The following is a 14,589-nucleotide window of genomic DNA, read 5'->3' as shown; positions in this document are numbered from 1 at the left end:
CTGTCAGCCTTCGCGGAGCCGGGCACTCGCCTTCGCCAACTCGCCCGCAATCGACGTCTCGTCGGCCGTCCTGAGCTGCCCCGTCTCCACCACCGTTTTCCCGCCCACGAAAAGCCTCCGCAGCGGCGGCGGCGCGGCCAGCACCAGGGCTGCGACCGGGTCTTCGATGCCCGCGTAGTTCAGCCCGTTCAGGTCCCACACCGCCAGATCCGCGAGCTTCCCCACTTCCACCGAGCCCATCTCGCGCTCCCGGCCGAGGCACCGCGCGCCGCCCATTGTGCCCAGCCACAACGCTTCTCGCGTGGTCAATCCCTTGGGCCCGCCGCGTTGCCGGGCCTGCAGCAACGCCTGGTGCAACTCCTCCGCCAAGCCGCCGGATTCGCTCGAAGCCGCGCCGTCGACGCCCAACCCGACCGGAGCACCGGCGTCGAGCAGGTCGCGCACCGGGGCGATTCCGCTGCCCAGGCGGCCGTTCGACGTCGGGCAATGTGCGGAACCCGTCGCGGTCGCGCCGAAGCGGCGGATCGCGTCCGGCGCGAGGTGGACAGTGTGCGCCAACCAGACATCCGACGCCAGCCAGCCCAGTTTGTCCGCGTACTCCGCGGGCGTGAGGCCGGTTTCGGCGAGGCATTGCTTTTCCTCGTCCTGGGTTTCGGCCAGGTGCGTGTGCAGCCGGACGCCCTTGCGCCGGGCCAGGTCGGCCGAAGCGGTCATCAGCCGCTCGGTGACGGTGAACGGCGAGCACGGGCCCGCCGCGATCTGCAGGTGCGCGCCCGGCGAGGCGTCGTGGTAGCGGTCGATCGCGGCTTCGGTGCCGATGAGGGCGTTATCGGCGGTCTCGACCAGGCTGTCCGGCGGCAGCCCGCCGTCCGATTCGCCGCGGTCCATCGAGCCGCGGACCAGGTGCAGCCGCAAGCCGATCCGCTCCCGCGCGGCGACGAGCGCGGCCACTTGGTCGCCGCCGTCGGACGGGAAGACGTAGTGGTGGTCGGCGACCGTGGTGCAGCCGCTCAGGGCGAGCCGCGCCATTCCGGCGGTACCCGCGGCGTGCGTGATCTCCTCGTCCAGCTTGGCCCACACCGGGTACAGCGCGACGAGCCACTCGAACAGCGTGTGGTCGGCGGCGAGGCCGCGGGTGGCCCATTGGTAGAGGTGATGGTGCGTGTTCACGAGGCCCGGCGTGACGAGGCAGCCGCTTGCGTCGACGCGTTCGTCCGCCTCGCCGGTGAAGGCGCCGTCGCCGACAGCCGCGATGCGGTCGTCCTCGAGCACGACGTGTCCGTTGCGGTATTCGGGACCGCTGACCGTCGCGATCGCGGCGTTCTCGACGACTGTCCTCATGCGACACTCACCTCCGGAAGGTCTCGTGAGTGGCTACCCCGAACCCGCGGCAGCCACTCACGAAACCCGTCACAACGCCTTGGCCGCGCGATCCGCGACCAGGTTCAGGAACCGGCTCGGGTCACTCAGCTCGCCGCCCTCGGCGAGCAACGCCATACCGTGCAGCAGCTCCGCCGTCTCGGACAGCGAAGTGTCCTCCGGGTGCTCGGCGAACGCCTTGCGCAGACCCGTCACCAGCGCGTGCTCCGGGTTCAGCTCCAGCACGCGCTTCACCGGCGGCAGCTCCTGCCCCATCGCGCGGTACATCTTCTCCAGCGTCGGCGTCAGATCGCCCGCGTCGCCGACGATGCAGGACGGCGACGTCGTCAGCCGCGACGACAGGCGGACCTCCTTGACGGTGTCGGACAGCGTCGCCGACATCCACTTCAGCAGGTCCTCGTACTCGGCCTTCTTCTCGTCGGACGTCTCGTCGCCGAGGTCGACCTCGCCCTTCGCGACCGACTGGAACGTCTTGCCGTCGAAGCCGCTCGCCGACTCCGTCCACATCTCGTCCACCGGGTCGGTGAGGATCAGCACCTCGTACCCCTTGGCGCGGAACGCTTCCAGGTGCGGCGAGTTCTCGATGACGGTGCGCGAATCGCCGGTCAGGTAGTAGATGTGCTCCTGGCCCTCCTTCATCCGCGACACGTAGTCGCGCAGCGAGGTGGGCTTGTCCGCGTGGTGCGTCGAATCGAACGACGAGATCTCGAGGATCTGCTCCCGGTTCTCCGGGTCGTCGATCAGGCCTTCCTTGACCGCGCGGCCGAACTCGGACCAGAACGTCGCGTACTTCTCGGCGTCCTCGGTCATCATCGTCTTGACCGTGGAGAGGATCTTCTTCTCCAGCCGCCGCCGGATCGCGCGGATCTGCCGGTCCTGCTGCAGGATCTCGCGCGACACGTTCAGCGACAGATCCGCCGCGTCGACGACGCCCTTCACGAAGCGCAGGTAGTTCGGCATCAGCGCTTCGCAGTCGTCCATGATGAACACGCGCTTGACGTACAGCTGCACGCCGCGCTTCGCGTCCCGCATGAACAGGTCGACCGGCGCGCGCGAGGGCAGGAACAGCAGCGCCTGGTACTCGAAGGTGCCCTCGGCCTGCATCCGGACCGTCTCGAGCGGATCGGTCCAGTCGTGGCTGATGTGCTTGTAGAACTCGTGGTACTCCTCGTCGGAGACCTCGTCCTTCGAACGCGCCCAGAGCGCCTTCATGGAGTTGACGGTCTCGAGACCGCTCTCTTCGTCATCCTTGGCTTCCTTGGCCATCTGCACCGGCCAGGTGATGAAGTCGGAGTAGCGCTTGACGATCTCGCGGACCTTCCACGGCGACGTGTAGTCGTAGAGGTGGTCCTCGTCGTCGGCGGGCTTGAGGTGCAGCGTGACCGACGTACCCTGCGGCGCGTCGGAGAGGGACTCGATCGTGTAGGTGCCCTCGCCGGTGGATTCCCAGCGGACGCCCTCGTCCGTGCCCGCGCGCCGCGTCACCAGCGTGACCTTGTCGGCGACCATGAAGCTCGAGTAGAAGCCGACGCCGAACTGCCCGATCAGGTCCTGTCCGGCGGATTCCTTCGACTCCTTCAGCTTGCGCAGGAAGTCTGCGGTGCCGGATTTCGCGATGGTGCCGATCAGGTTGACGACGTCGTCGCGGCTCATCCCGATGCCGTTGTCGCGCACGGTGAGGGTGCGCGCCTCGGCGTCGAGGAGGATTTCGATGTGCAGGTTGTCGGTCTCGGCCTGCAGATCCTTGTCGCGGTACGTCTCCAGCCGCAGCTTGTCCAGCGCGTCGGAGGCGTTGGAGACCAGCTCGCGCAGGAAGATGTCCTTGTTCGAGTAGATCGAGTGGATCATCAGCTGCAGCAGCTGGCGCGCCTCGGACTGGAACTCCAGCGTTTCGACCGTCCCGGTTTCCTCAGCCATGTGTTTCCTTTCCCGCCCCTGAAAAGACCGGCGTGAAGTCTACCCAGCGCGACCGGCAGAACGTGCGGAGACCGCGAAGTCCGATTGCCGCCAGCGGCGCCCGCCCGGGACGGCCAGGCTGATGCCCGTGACTGATCCCGCAGCCGTGCTCAACGGCATGTATCAAGCCGAGGCCGAGTATTTCGCCGCCGGCGGCCCCGGTTCGGCTTCGTTTGCCCCGTTGGCCCCGTATTTCGCCGAGGATGTCGTACTGCACCAGGCCGCCGGGCTGCCGTTCGGCGGCGACTGGCACGGCCACGCCGGGCTGGAGAAGTTCTTCCTCGAGATGAGCCGGATCTGGGAGTCGTTCGACATCGGCGACCAGGAGTTCCTTGCCGTCGGCGCGACGTCGGTGGTGCTCACCCAGGTGCGCGCCCGGACCCGCGCGACCGGGCGGGACCTGGAGTTCCCGATCCTCCAGGCGATCCGGATCGAGAACGGGCGGATCGCCGAGGTGCGGCCGTTTTACTGGGACACCGCGGCGATCGCGAGTGCCTGCGCGGAGTAGCACAGGCACTCGCGACCGTTCAGGCTTGTCGCCGCGCGTACGCGTCCAGCCGCGCCGGTTCGAACGGCAGCTCCGACTCCGCCAGCGCACCGCAGTGGAATCCGCCGAGCAGATACCGGGCCAGCGCTTCCGCCGTGGCGGGCTCGTCCAGCACTCCCCCGGAGGTCTTCGACGCGTAGTCCTGCAACCGCTTGGCCGCCGCCGGGGCGCCTTCGCGGTAGAAGGCGTACGTCGCCGCATACCGGGTCGGCAGCTGGTGCGGATGCAGGTCCCAGCCCTGGTAGAAGCCGTTCTCCAGCGACCGCCGCACCAGGCGCAGGTGCTCGGCCCACGCGCCCGGCAGGTCGTCGCCCACCGGGAGCCGGTTGGTCGAACCGTCGGACAGCCGCACGCCCGTTCCGGCAGCCGCGACCTGCATGAACTGCTTCGCGAAGTCGGCGGCGGGGTGCGCCATGCTCTGGTACGCCGCGCTGATCCCGAGACCCGCGCTGTAGTCGTAGGTCCCGTAATGCAGCCCGGAGCACCGGCCGTCCGCCGCTTGGATGATCTGCGCGACCGAGACCGTGCCGTCGGTCGAAAGGATCGACTGCGCGGTCTCGATCTGCACCTCGAACCGCAGCGCGCGGTCCGCCAGTCCGTACGCGGTTTCCAGCCGCCCCAGCACTTCCGCGGCGACCTCGACCTGTTCGACCGCGGTGACCTTCGGCAGCGTCACCACGAATCCGTCCGGCAGCGATCCTTCGGACAGCAAGCCGGACAGGAACAGGTCGAGTGTCCGGATGCCCCGCCGCCGCGTCGCGGCTTCGAAGCTCTTGAACCGGATTCCGACGAACGGGGTGCCGCCGGTAGTCGCGAGGGTGCGCCCGGCGGCCTCGGCGGCCGCGTCCTCCGCTTCGTCGCCGGGACGGCCGTAACCGTCCTCGAAGTCGATGCGGAGGTCCTCGATCGGCTCGGTGAGGAGCTTCTCGCGGACCCGCTCGGCCACCGCCGGGTCGAGGTTCAGCAGGTCGCCGTGCTCGACGAAGACCCGCATCGCCTGCTTGCCCCAATCGGCGACCAGACGGGTGCGGTACTGCGACGCCGGCACGTAAACCGTGTGCACCGGACGACGGCCCGGAGACTCGCCGGGGTACCGCGCCGCCACGCGCGCGTCGGCCTTGGCCAACCGCGCGTCGGCGGTGCGGTAGACGTCCTCGGCGAGTCGTCCGCCAGCCATTACTGGATGTGCTCGTACGCCGGCAGGGTCAGGAAGTCCGGGAACTCGTCAGCCAGCGCGACCTGCTCGAACAGCTCGACCGCGGGCTTCAGCAGGTCGTCGGAGACCTCCGAGGACGACACTGTCAGCTCGCCTTGGACATCGGCGATGACGCCGCGCACCAGCTCCGCGGTGACCTTCTCGCCGTTGTCCAGCTGCGTGCCGTTCTTGACCCACTGCCACACCTGCGACCGCGAAATCTCGGCCGTGGCGGCGTCCTCCATGAGGTTGTGGATCGCCGCCGCGCCGTTGCCGCCCAGCCACGAGGCCAGGTAGCGGATGCCGACGTCGACCGCCGCGCGCAGACCGGCCGCGGTGGCGCTGCCCGGCGTCGAGGCGACGTCCAGCAGCTGGTCGGCGGTCACGCTCACCTCGTCGCGAGTGCGGCCCAGCTGGTTGGGCTGGTCGCCGAGGACCTTGTCGAATTCTTCCTTGCAGAGTGCGACCATGCCCGGGTGCGCGACCCACGAACCGTCGAAGCCGTCCCCGGCCTCCCGCGACTTGTCGGCGTGCACCTTGTCGAAGGCGCCCTTGTTGACTTCCGGGTCCTTGCTCGGGATGAACGCGGCCATGCCGCCGATCGCGAACGCGCCGCGCTTGTGGCAGGTGCGCACGAGCAGTTCGGTGTAGGCGCGCATGAACGGCGCGGTCATGGTGACCGAGTTGCGGTCCGGCAGCACGAACTTCTCGCCCGCGTCACGGAAGTACTTGATGACGCTGAACAGGTAGTCCCAGCGGCCCGCGTTGAGGCCCGAGGCGTGCTCGCGCAGTTCGTAGAGGATCTCCTCCATCTCGAACGCGGCCGGGATGGTCTCGATCAGCACGGTCGCGCGGACGGTGCCGTGCGGGATGCCGAGCGCCTTCTCCGCGTGCGTGAACACGTCGTTCCACAGCCGCGCTTCGAGGTGGCTTTCCATCTTCGGCAGGTAGAAGTACGGGCCCTTGCCGCGGTTGAGCAGCTCTTGCGCGTTGTGGAAGAAGTACAGGCCGAAGTCGACCAGCGCGCCGACGCCCTTGCGGCCGCCGAAGGTCAGGTTGCGCTCGTCGAGGTGCCAGCCGCGCGGGCGGACCACGATGGTGGCGTGCTCGACGTCCGGCTTCAGCTCGTAGTGCTTGCCGTTCTGGTCGAGCGTGATGGTGCCGCGGATCGCGTCGGACAGGTTGACCTGGCCGCCCACGACGTTCGCCCAGTGCGGCGTGTTGGCGTCCTCGAAGTCGGCGAGCCACACCTTGGCGCCGGAGTTGAGGGCGTTGATGGTCATCTTGCGATCGGTCGGGCCGGTGATCTCCACGCGGCGGTCGCGCAGCGCTTCCGGCGCGCCCGCGACCTGCCAGTCGCCCTCGCGGATCTCCTTGGTCTCGGCGAGGAAATCGAGGCGGCCGGTGGTCCGGGCCTCCTCGCGCCGCTTGCCCCGCGCGACGAGGAGTTCGTCGCGCCGCGCGGCGTACTCGTCGTGCAAGCCCGCTACGAAAGCGAGGGCTTCCGGCGTCAGAATCTCGTCCCCACGCTCGACGGACCCGCCGAGAACCTGGACCTCAGACATGCGCAACACCCCGAGTAGTGCTTTGGATAACGTCCCTACGGTTTTTACCTGACGGACTATAGTTTCTGCATAGCGGAACATCAATCGGGTCTGTGAGGAGGACCACTGGTGGCGGCTGAGAAGAGCGGACGAGACGGCGGCGTCCAGTCCCTGCAGCGCGCGTTCGAGCTGCTGGAGCACCTGGCGGACACCGGCGGCGAGGCCAGCCTGTCGGAGCTGGCGACCCTGTCCGGGCTGCCGATGCCGACGATCCACCGGCTGATCCGCACGCTGGTGTCGCTGGGCTACGTCCGGCAGAACACCAACCGGCACTACGCGCTGGGCGCCCGGCTGATCCGGCTCGGCGAGAACGCCAGCATGCAGTTCGGCGCGTGGGCGCGGCCGCTGCTGGTCGAACTGGTCGAGGAGGTCGGCGAGACGGCGAATCTGGCGGTGCTGGAACGCGACGAGGTGGTGTATGTCGCACAAGTGCCCTCGAAGCACTCGATGCGCATGTTCACCGAGGTGGGCCGGCGCCTGCTGCCGCACGGCACCGGCGTGGGAAAGGCGATGCTGGCGGAACTGCCCGCCGACGAGGTCGCGGCGCTGCTGGAACGCACCGGGATGCCCGCGTACACCGAGCACACCTTCACCGATCCGGACGCGCTGGCGGTGGAGCTGAAGAAGATCGCCGGACAGGGTTACGCGCTGGACGAGGCGGAGCAGGAATTGGGCGTGCGCTGCATCGCCGTCGCGATCCCCGGCGCGCCGGTGCCCGCCGCGGTGTCGGTGTCGGGCCCGTCCGGCCGCCTGACGGCCGACGCGGTGAGCCACATCGCGCCGGTGGTGCAGAAGGTGGCGGACCGGCTTTCGCAGCAGCTGCCGGTTACTTGAGTTCGCCCTTGAGTTCGCCTTTGAGGAGGTCCATCAGCAGACCGTCGTGCCAGGTTCCGTCCGGCCCTTGCTCGTAGTCGCGGAGAATCCCGACCCGGCGGAAACCGAGCTTCTCGTAGACGTGAATCGCACGGTGATTGGCCGCCGCCGGATCGATGGTGATCCGGTGGTGCCCCTGGTCGAACAGACGCTGGGCGAGGATCCGGATCGCCTCCGAGCCGAGCCCGAGCCCGTAGTGGCCAGGGTGCACAGCGAGGTCGATCCCGGCGTGCCGGTAGCGGGGGGTGGTTTCTTCCCAGCTCTGGATGATGCCGACGGTCTGGCCGTTGTGCTCGATGGCGTACGCGTGTTCTTCGTCCTTGGCGAGAAGCCCGTCGGTTTCCTCGTCGGGATCGCCCCACCACTGCGAAACTTCCGGGGCAGAGAGGATCTCGCGCACTCGCGACCGGTCGGCTTCGGTGAGCTGGCGGAGGGTTACCCGGGTCACTGCATGGGTTTCTGATCGACCTGGACGTCGTACTTCACCTCGGTGCCGTTCACCGCGCCGATTTTCGCGGTGAGCCCGACTTTCTGTCCACCCGCGGTGAGGACGCAGCGCATCGACTCCCCCTCGACGGCCTTGATCGGCCCCGGGCAGGCGACGGTGTCCGGCCGCTTGCCGATGGACTGCTGGAGAGCGTCGGAGATGCCCTTTTCGAAGTTCTCCTTGGAGACCTCCTTGCCGACGCTCACGTGCGCGGAACAACCGGCGAGAACCAGCACGCAGGCGGCGAGCAGGACAGGGCGAATCCGAGGGTGCATGGAGGTTCTCCTAGGGCTGGTTGAACCGAGCGGGCCGTCCCGCGCAGCGTGCCGCCGCCCACCGTGGCAGGCAGCCCCGCGAGAGATGTCCGCTTTAGCCCGTATTCACCCAGCCAGGCGAATCAGCCCAGCAAAGCGTCCACAAACGCACCGGGCTCGAACGGCGCCAGATCATCCGGCCCCTCGCCCAGCCCCACCAGCTTCACCGGCACTCCCAGTTCCTTCTGGACCTGGAACACGATCCCGCCCTTGGCGGTGCCGTCCAGTTTGGTCAGGACGATGCCCGTCACGTCGATGACCTCGGCGAACACCCGGGCCTGCGCGAGCCCGTTCTGTCCGGTCGTCGCGTCCAGCACGAGCAGGACCTCGTCCACCCGCGCCTGCTTTTCCACGACTCGCTTCACCTTGCCGAGTTCGTCCATCAGGCCGGTCTTCGTGTGGAGGCGGCCCGCGGTGTCGACCAGGACTGTGTCCACGCCTTCGCTGATGCCCTGCTTGACCGCGTCGAACGCGACTGCCGCCGGGTCTGCGCCTTCCTTGCCGCGCACCACCGAGGCGCCCACGCGTTCGCCCCACGTCTGGAGCTGGTCGGCGGCCGCGGCGCGGAACGTGTCGGCCGCGCCCAGCACCACGGTGCCGCCCTGCGCCACCAGCACTCGCGCGAGTTTGCCGGTCGTCGTGGTCTTGCCGGTGCCGTTCACGCCCGCCACCAGCACGACCGCGGGCTGCTTCTTGCCGTCTACCTCGTGCGGGAGGGCCCGGACGGAGCGCTCGGCGTCCGTGGACAGCGCCGCGGTCAGCACCTCGTGCAGCAGTTCGCGGGCTTCGTCCGACGTGCGCACCGCGCGGCGGTTCAGTTCGTCGCGCAGGCGGTCCACGATCTGGGTCGTCGTGGCGGCGCCGAGGTCTGCCATGAGCAGCGTGTCTTCGACGTCCTGCCACGAGTCCTCGTCCAGGTCGCCGCCGCCGAGGAGGCCCAGCAGGCTCTGCCCGAACACCGAGCGGGACTTCGACAGGCGGCCGCGCAGCCGCTCGAGGCGGCCGGTCGGGGACTCGATCTCCTCGATCGGCTCGACCGTTCCCGGCACGACCGCTTCGGGAGCTTCTTCCTCGACCGGCTCGGGGAGCTTGACGTCGCGCACCGTGCGCTGGTCGGAGTCGCGCGGGACCGCGGCGTCGTCGCCGACCGCGGGCTGGCCGTCGACTTCCGGCCGGTCCTCGACGGGGTGCTCGACCACCGGCTCGGGCGAAGGCCCCGGCTCAGGCTCCGGAGAAGGAGCAGGCTCGGGTTTCGCCTCGACGGCCGTTCCGCCGGACGCGAAGGAGATCCCGCCGGACGCGGCATACCCGCCGCCCTTCGGCTTCTCCTCGACCTTGCGCTGTTCGGCGATGCTGATCCGCCGCTTGCGCGCGATGAGCAGCCCGGACACCAGCACGGCGACCAGGACGACGACGGCGACGACAACGATCCAGAACCAGGTGCTCGACACGCCACCATCCTGTCATCCGCGTGCACAAGCCACCGGACACCCCACCGCGAGGCCAACGAGTAACGCGAACGGTTCCGATTCGGCCAAGACTCCACGAAGCGTCTTGCGCCACCCCTTCCGCGTTGACTAGACCACATCGGATGACCACCCCCGCCGGCCACTGTTTCCGCGTCCTCGGGCTGCTGTCGGGCACGTCCGTGGACGGGATCGACGTCGCGGTCGCCGAAATCCGCGAAGACGACGGGACCGTCGTCCTCACCCCGCTCGGCGAACTCGACGTGCCGTATCCCGCCGACCTCCGCGCGGACCTCCTCGACGCGTTCCCGCCGCGGCCGAGCAGCGCGCGGCAGCTGACCGTCCTCGACACCCGGGTCGGCCAGGCGTTCGCGGACGCGGCCGCGCGCGGGATCGCCGCGTACGGGCCGGTGGACGTGATCGCCTCGCTCGGCCAGACCGTCTACCACTGGGTCGAAAACGGCGTCGCGCTCGGCACGCTCCAGCTCGGCCAGCCGGCGTGGATCGCCGAGCGCACCGGCGTGCCGGTGATCGCCGACCTCCGCATCCGCGACATCACCGCGGGCGGTCAGGGCGCGCCGCTGGCCAGCACGCTCGACGCGATGTGGCTGCGCGGCCTCGCCGAGGAGACCGGACGTCCGGTGGCCGCGCTCAACCTCGGCGGCATCGCGAACATCACCGTGGTCACGCAGTCCGACAAGGTGCTCGCCTACGACACCGGCCCGGCCAACGCGCTGCTCGATCTCGCCGCCGCCCACGTCAGCGACGGCAAGCTGTCCGCCGACGTCGACGGACGCCTCGCGCTCGCCGGCTCGGTCCGGAAAGACCTGCTCGATCGGCTGCTCGCCGACCCCTATTTCGCCGCCCCTCCCCCGAAATCCACTGGCAAAGAGCACTTCCACGGCGGATACCTGAACGCAGCCCTGTCCGGCCTGCCGTCGTTGTCCGCGGAGGATCTGCTGGCGACGCTCACCGAACTGACCGCCGCGACGGTCGCCGCGGAATTCCGGCGGCACGACGTCGCGACCGTTGTCGCGTCCGGCGGCGGCGTCGCGAACCCGGCGACCATGGCGGCGCTTGCGCGGCATCTTCCCGAAGGCGCGCTCCGCACCAGCGACGACCTCGGCCTCCCCGGCTCCGGCAAAGAGGCCTACTTGACCGCGCTGCTCGGCTGGCTGAGCTGGTGCGGCGTCCCGGCGACGCTGCCCTCGGCCACCGGCGCGAGCGGTCCCCGCCTGCTCGGCGCGCTGACGCCGGGTGCGGCGCCCCTGAATCTCCCCGCCCCGCTGGGGGGCGCCGCGACCCGGCTCCGGGTCGCGGAATCCGGGCAACCACGGTAGGAGAACCCCATGAATCCAGTCGATCTGGTGATCGTCATCGTGTACCTCGCGGCGATGCCGGTCATCGGCGTGCTGGTCGGACGCAGACAGAAGTCCGCGAACGACTACTTCGTCGGCGAGCGCAGCATGCCCTGGTGGGCGGTCACGCTCTCGGTGGTCGCCACCGAGACGTCCACGCTCACCGTCATCTCGACGCCCGGGCTCGTGTTCGGCAGCGCCTTCCTGTTCCTCGAAGTCGCGTTCGGCTACATCATCGGCCGCGTGATCGCCGCGTTCGTGCTGCTGCCGCGCTACTTCCGGGGCAACTACGTGAGCGCGTACGAATTCCTCGGCCGCCGCTTCGGCCGCGGGCTGCAGGGCACCGCGTCGGTCACCTTCGTGGTGACGCGGCTGCTCGCCGAGGGGCTGCGGCTGTTCGCCGGGGCGATCCCGATCAAGGCGATCCTCGGCCACTACGGCATCCACACCGAGTACTGGCACATCGTCGTGCTGCTGACCGCGCTGACCGTGGTCTACGCGTTCGTCGGCGGCATCAAGTCGGTGATCTGGGTGGACGTCATCCAGTGGTCGCTCTACATCCTCGGCGCGATCGGCGCGGTGATCTTCCTGTCCACGAAGCTGCCGTCCGGCTGGACGCAGATCGCTTCGAGCCAGGGCCGGTTCCAGCTCACCGACTTCGCGTCGAACCTGCTCACCAACCCGTACGCGTTCCTCTGCGCGGTAGTCGGCGGCGCGTTCCTGTCGATGGCTTCGCACGGCGCGGACCAGCTGATCGTCGGCCGCCTGCTCTCCTGCCGGAACCTGCGCGACGGCCAGCGCGCGCTGATCGGCTCGTCCATCGTGGTGTTCATCCAGTTCGCGCTGTTCCTGCTCGTCGGCGCGATGCTGTGGGTCTACACCGGCGGCAAGACCGGCGCGACGGCCACCGCGGTCGCGGCCGGGAAGATGTCCGGCGACGACGTGTTCTCCAACTTCATCGTCAACGACCTTCCGGTCGGCCTCGCCGGGCTCTTGATCGCCGGCATCCTCGCCTCGACCATGGGCGCGCTCGCGTCCGCGCTCAACGCGCTGTCCACCTCCACGATCGCCGACCTCTACCAACGGTTCACGCACAAATCGATCGAGGACGCCAAACTGCTCCGGCACGGTCGCATGTGGACACTCATCTGGGCGGCCGTGTTCGCGGTGTTCGCCTCGATGTTCACCAACTCGAAGGACCCGGTGATCCAGCAGGGCCTCGGGATCGTCGGCTACACCTACGGCGCGCTGCTCGGGTCGTTCTTCCTCGGCCTGCTCGTGCGCAAGGCCCGCCAGTCCGACGCGGTGATCGCGTTCGCCTGCTCGGTGGTCGGGATGGCGTTCCTGATCCTGTTCGTGAAATTCGACAAGGCGACCACCGAGGTGCACATCCAGTTCGGCGCGGCGACGAAGACGCTCGTGCCGCTGGCGACGTATTGGTACACCTTCGCCGGCGTGCTGATCACGCTGATCGTGGGCGGGCTGCTGTCGCTGCGGCGGCGCGGTGCCGACCCGAACGTCGAGCAGGTCGAGGAGCCCGCGGAAACCCCTGCTTAGCAAGGGCTTTTCTCTCGCCGGGTTCCCTCGGGAGCCCGGCGAGAGCGCGTTTTACGGCTGCGTGTAGAAGACCATGCCGTCCTTGTCGCAGCCGATCCGGCCGCTGCCCTGCGCGCCGGTGTCGGCCATGCACCGCCAGCCGTTCACGTTCAGCACGTGCGCGGTGCCCTCGGCCTTTTTCGGCGCGTCCTCGAAGTACTGGGTGATCACGTTGATCGCCTCGGTGCAGCCAGGGCGACCGGCCTTGGTCTCGGCGGCGGCCAGGCCGACCTTGCCGTGGGGCGCGTCGATCGGGCCGCAGTCGACCGGAGGGCCGACCGTTTCCCCGGCGTCCGAGCTGCTGTCCTGGGATTCGCCCGGGCTGTGCGTCTTGCTCGACGGCGCTGCTTTGCTGCTCGGCAGGGGGCTCGCCGGCACGGACGTGACAGTGAGCGCGACCGACGGCGGGGACGAGACGGCGGCCGCCGGGTCGCTGCTCTCGCCGCAAGCCGAGAGCAGGGCGCCGAACGCGAGAATCGACGCCGTGACAACGGCTTTGGGCACCATCGCGCGCATGAAGAAGTACCTCCCCGGCTCTCGGCCGCCGTTCGGCCGGATTCACTCTATGGGGCCAACGCCGGGTCGGCAGTGTGACAGCGAACGGCCCGGCCTCCCCTCGATGCGGGAAAGCCGGGCCGCCGGCGGAATCGCTTAGTGGATCACGACCTGCCGCACGTGCACGAAGTTCAGGTCGCCGCCCTGCCAGCGCCCGAGGTCGGTCCGGCCGCCGTCCCAGTACAGGGTGACCGAGTTGTTGCCGGAGTCGACCCGGGTGACGCCGCCCAGGTCCACGTACGTCGCGCCGCTGTTGGCGAAGCAGGCGACATCGCTGCCGTCCCACGGGCTTCCGCCCGCGAGGCGCAGCTGGACGAAGTCGGTGCGGCCGTTGCACGCGACCCGGTCGATGGCGAACGCCTGACCGGCCGGAACGGTGACGGCCAGCGCGAGCGCCGCGGCGCCGCCGAGCGCGAGTCTCTTGACGAGTGAAGGCATGATCGCTGTGGAACCTTTCTCCCAGTGCTGCCTTGAAGGTGCGCCCGGCTCAACCGCGCCGCCGGACAAGACCGACCGTGCCAGCCCCGGACGGCGAGCGGACAGCCGCGGCGCCCGCTTCTACCCGTTCGTACCCGGGGCGCGAGAGAAAAGTGCCGCGCTCACACGGCCTTGCCGTGGAACGAAAGACCCTTGCTGCCGCAGAAAATCTGCTTGCTGCCGCCGTTTCCGCCGTCGTATCCGCAGTTCCAGCCGTCGACGTCGAGGAAACGCCCGGTGCCCTCCGCCTTGGTCGGCGCCTGGGCCAGATAGTCGGACATCACGTTGATCGCTTCGGTGCAGCCGACGGTTCCGGCGGGCATCGCCTCGGTCACCACGTCGACCTTGCCGCCGGGGCCGTCGATGGGGCCGCAGTCCGCGCCGTTGCCGAGTTCTCCCTTGCCCGGCAAGCGGTCGCCGGGCTGCTCCTTGGCCGGGCTCGAGTGCGGCTTGGGCTTGCTCTGGTGCGCCGGGGCCTGAGCGGACGGCGTGGGCGTCGCGGAAGAAGTCGGTGCGGCCACGGAGGAAGCGGTCGGCGCGGCCGAGAGCGCAGTCGGCGCGGCTGCGGCCTGCCCGGTCGGCGAGCCGCTGCCGCACGCGGCGACCGCGAGGGCGGCGCCGAGCAGCGAACCGGAAATCAGGGTGCGGGCCACGATGGTGCGCATTGTCGAATCCCCTCCAGGATGTGGTGCTTGCGAACACCCCTGAAGACGCACGGATCCGGCAGCAGTTGGCCGATCGGACGGCTGTCCGGCAAGGCCTGCCCGTTCGGGCAGGATCG

At 69.3% G+C, this 14,589-nt stretch carries 14 protein-coding genes; 4 read left to right on the top strand and 10 right to left on the bottom strand.

Annotated elements, in window-relative coordinates; genetic code table 11:
• Positions 1-3: 3 nt before the first annotated feature.
• A complete protein-coding gene (locus WA670_RS33895) occupies positions 4-1,341 on the bottom strand; it encodes an 8-oxoguanine deaminase (protein WP_134727905.1) in 1,338 nt (445 codons plus the stop codon).
• A gap of 69 nt (positions 1,342-1,410) precedes the next feature.
• A complete protein-coding gene (htpG, locus tag WA670_RS33890) occupies positions 1,411-3,297 on the bottom strand; it encodes a molecular chaperone HtpG (RefSeq protein WP_134727904.1) in 1,887 nt (628 codons plus the stop codon).
• Between the two features lie 121 nt (positions 3,298-3,418).
• On the opposite strand from htpG, the gene WA670_RS33885 reads away from it, so the two are divergent.
• Entirely contained in the window at positions 3,419-3,844 is a 426-nt protein-coding gene (locus WA670_RS33885; protein WP_037810238.1) for a nuclear transport factor 2 family protein, read from the top strand.
• 19 nt (positions 3,845-3,863) lie between these two features.
• Here WA670_RS33885 and WA670_RS33880 read toward each other — a convergent pair whose 3' ends face one another.
• Entirely contained in the window at positions 3,864-5,060 is a 1,197-nt protein-coding gene (locus WA670_RS33880) for a DUF6986 family protein (protein ID WP_134727903.1), read from the bottom strand.
• The gene (gene aceB / locus WA670_RS33875) at positions 5,060-6,643 is read right to left on the bottom strand and encodes a malate synthase A (protein WP_134727902.1); all 1,584 of its coding nucleotides are present in this window, start codon (positions 6,641-6,643) and stop codon (positions 5,060-5,062) included. Before aceB ends, WA670_RS33880 begins: the two co-directional genes overlap by 1 nt.
• Positions 6,644-6,751: 108 nt before the next feature.
• Here aceB and WA670_RS33870 point away from each other — a divergent pair, with 108 nt between their 5' ends.
• The gene (locus WA670_RS33870) at positions 6,752-7,516 is read left to right on the top strand and encodes an IclR family transcriptional regulator (protein WP_037712911.1); all 765 of its coding nucleotides are present in this window, start codon (positions 6,752-6,754) and stop codon (positions 7,514-7,516) included.
• On the opposite strand, the gene WA670_RS33865 is transcribed toward WA670_RS33870, so the two are convergent.
• The 3 genes from WA670_RS33865 to ftsY form a co-directional block, all read right to left on the bottom strand.
• A complete protein-coding gene (locus WA670_RS33865; protein ID WP_134668042.1) occupies positions 7,509-8,003 on the bottom strand; it encodes a GNAT family N-acetyltransferase in 495 nt (164 codons plus the stop codon). The genes WA670_RS33870 and WA670_RS33865 overlap by 8 nt on opposite strands.
• Positions 8,000-8,317, bottom strand: coding sequence for a DUF4333 domain-containing protein (locus tag WA670_RS33860; RefSeq protein ID WP_336160273.1), 318 nt, complete (start codon positions 8,315-8,317; stop codon positions 8,000-8,002). The genes WA670_RS33865 and WA670_RS33860 overlap by 4 nt, the downstream gene beginning before the upstream one ends.
• A gap of 122 nt (positions 8,318-8,439) precedes the next feature.
• On the bottom strand, positions 8,440-9,807 hold the full coding sequence (gene ftsY / locus WA670_RS33855) for a signal recognition particle-docking protein FtsY (RefSeq protein WP_336160271.1): 1,368 nt from the start codon (positions 9,805-9,807) through the stop codon (positions 8,440-8,442).
• A 140-nt stretch (positions 9,808-9,947) separates the two neighbouring features.
• On the opposite strand from ftsY, the gene WA670_RS33850 reads away from it, so the two are divergent.
• Positions 9,948-11,162, top strand: coding sequence for an anhydro-N-acetylmuramic acid kinase (locus tag WA670_RS33850; RefSeq protein ID WP_336160270.1), 1,215 nt, complete (start codon positions 9,948-9,950; stop codon positions 11,160-11,162).
• Positions 11,163-11,171: 9 nt separating this feature from the next.
• Complete coding sequence (locus WA670_RS33845; protein WP_134668038.1) at positions 11,172-12,737, top strand: sodium:solute symporter; 1,566 nt, start codon at positions 11,172-11,174, stop codon at positions 12,735-12,737.
• A 51-nt stretch (positions 12,738-12,788) separates the two neighbouring features.
• On the opposite strand, the gene WA670_RS33840 is transcribed toward WA670_RS33845, so the two are convergent.
• The 3 genes from WA670_RS33840 to WA670_RS33830 form a co-directional block, all read right to left on the bottom strand.
• Positions 12,789-13,292: a hypothetical protein gene (locus WA670_RS33840; RefSeq protein ID WP_336160268.1), complete on the bottom strand. Its 504-nt coding sequence runs from the start codon at positions 13,290-13,292 to the stop codon at positions 12,789-12,791.
• A 135-nt stretch (positions 13,293-13,427) separates the two neighbouring features.
• A complete protein-coding gene (locus WA670_RS33835) occupies positions 13,428-13,769 on the bottom strand; it encodes a beta/gamma crystallin domain-containing protein (protein ID WP_037810226.1) in 342 nt (113 codons plus the stop codon).
• 161 nt (positions 13,770-13,930) lie between these two features.
• The gene (locus WA670_RS33830; protein WP_238607841.1) at positions 13,931-14,473 is read right to left on the bottom strand and encodes a hypothetical protein; all 543 of its coding nucleotides are present in this window, start codon (positions 14,471-14,473) and stop codon (positions 13,931-13,933) included.
• Positions 14,474-14,589 lie beyond the last annotated feature (116 nt).

This window comes from Amycolatopsis sp. VC5-11, assembly GCF_037034185.1.
GTDB lineage: Bacteria > Actinomycetota > Actinomycetes > Mycobacteriales > Pseudonocardiaceae > Amycolatopsis > Amycolatopsis nivea.
The sequence above is the reverse complement of the archived record's forward strand: the minus strand, read 5'-3'. Positions and strand labels throughout refer to the sequence as shown.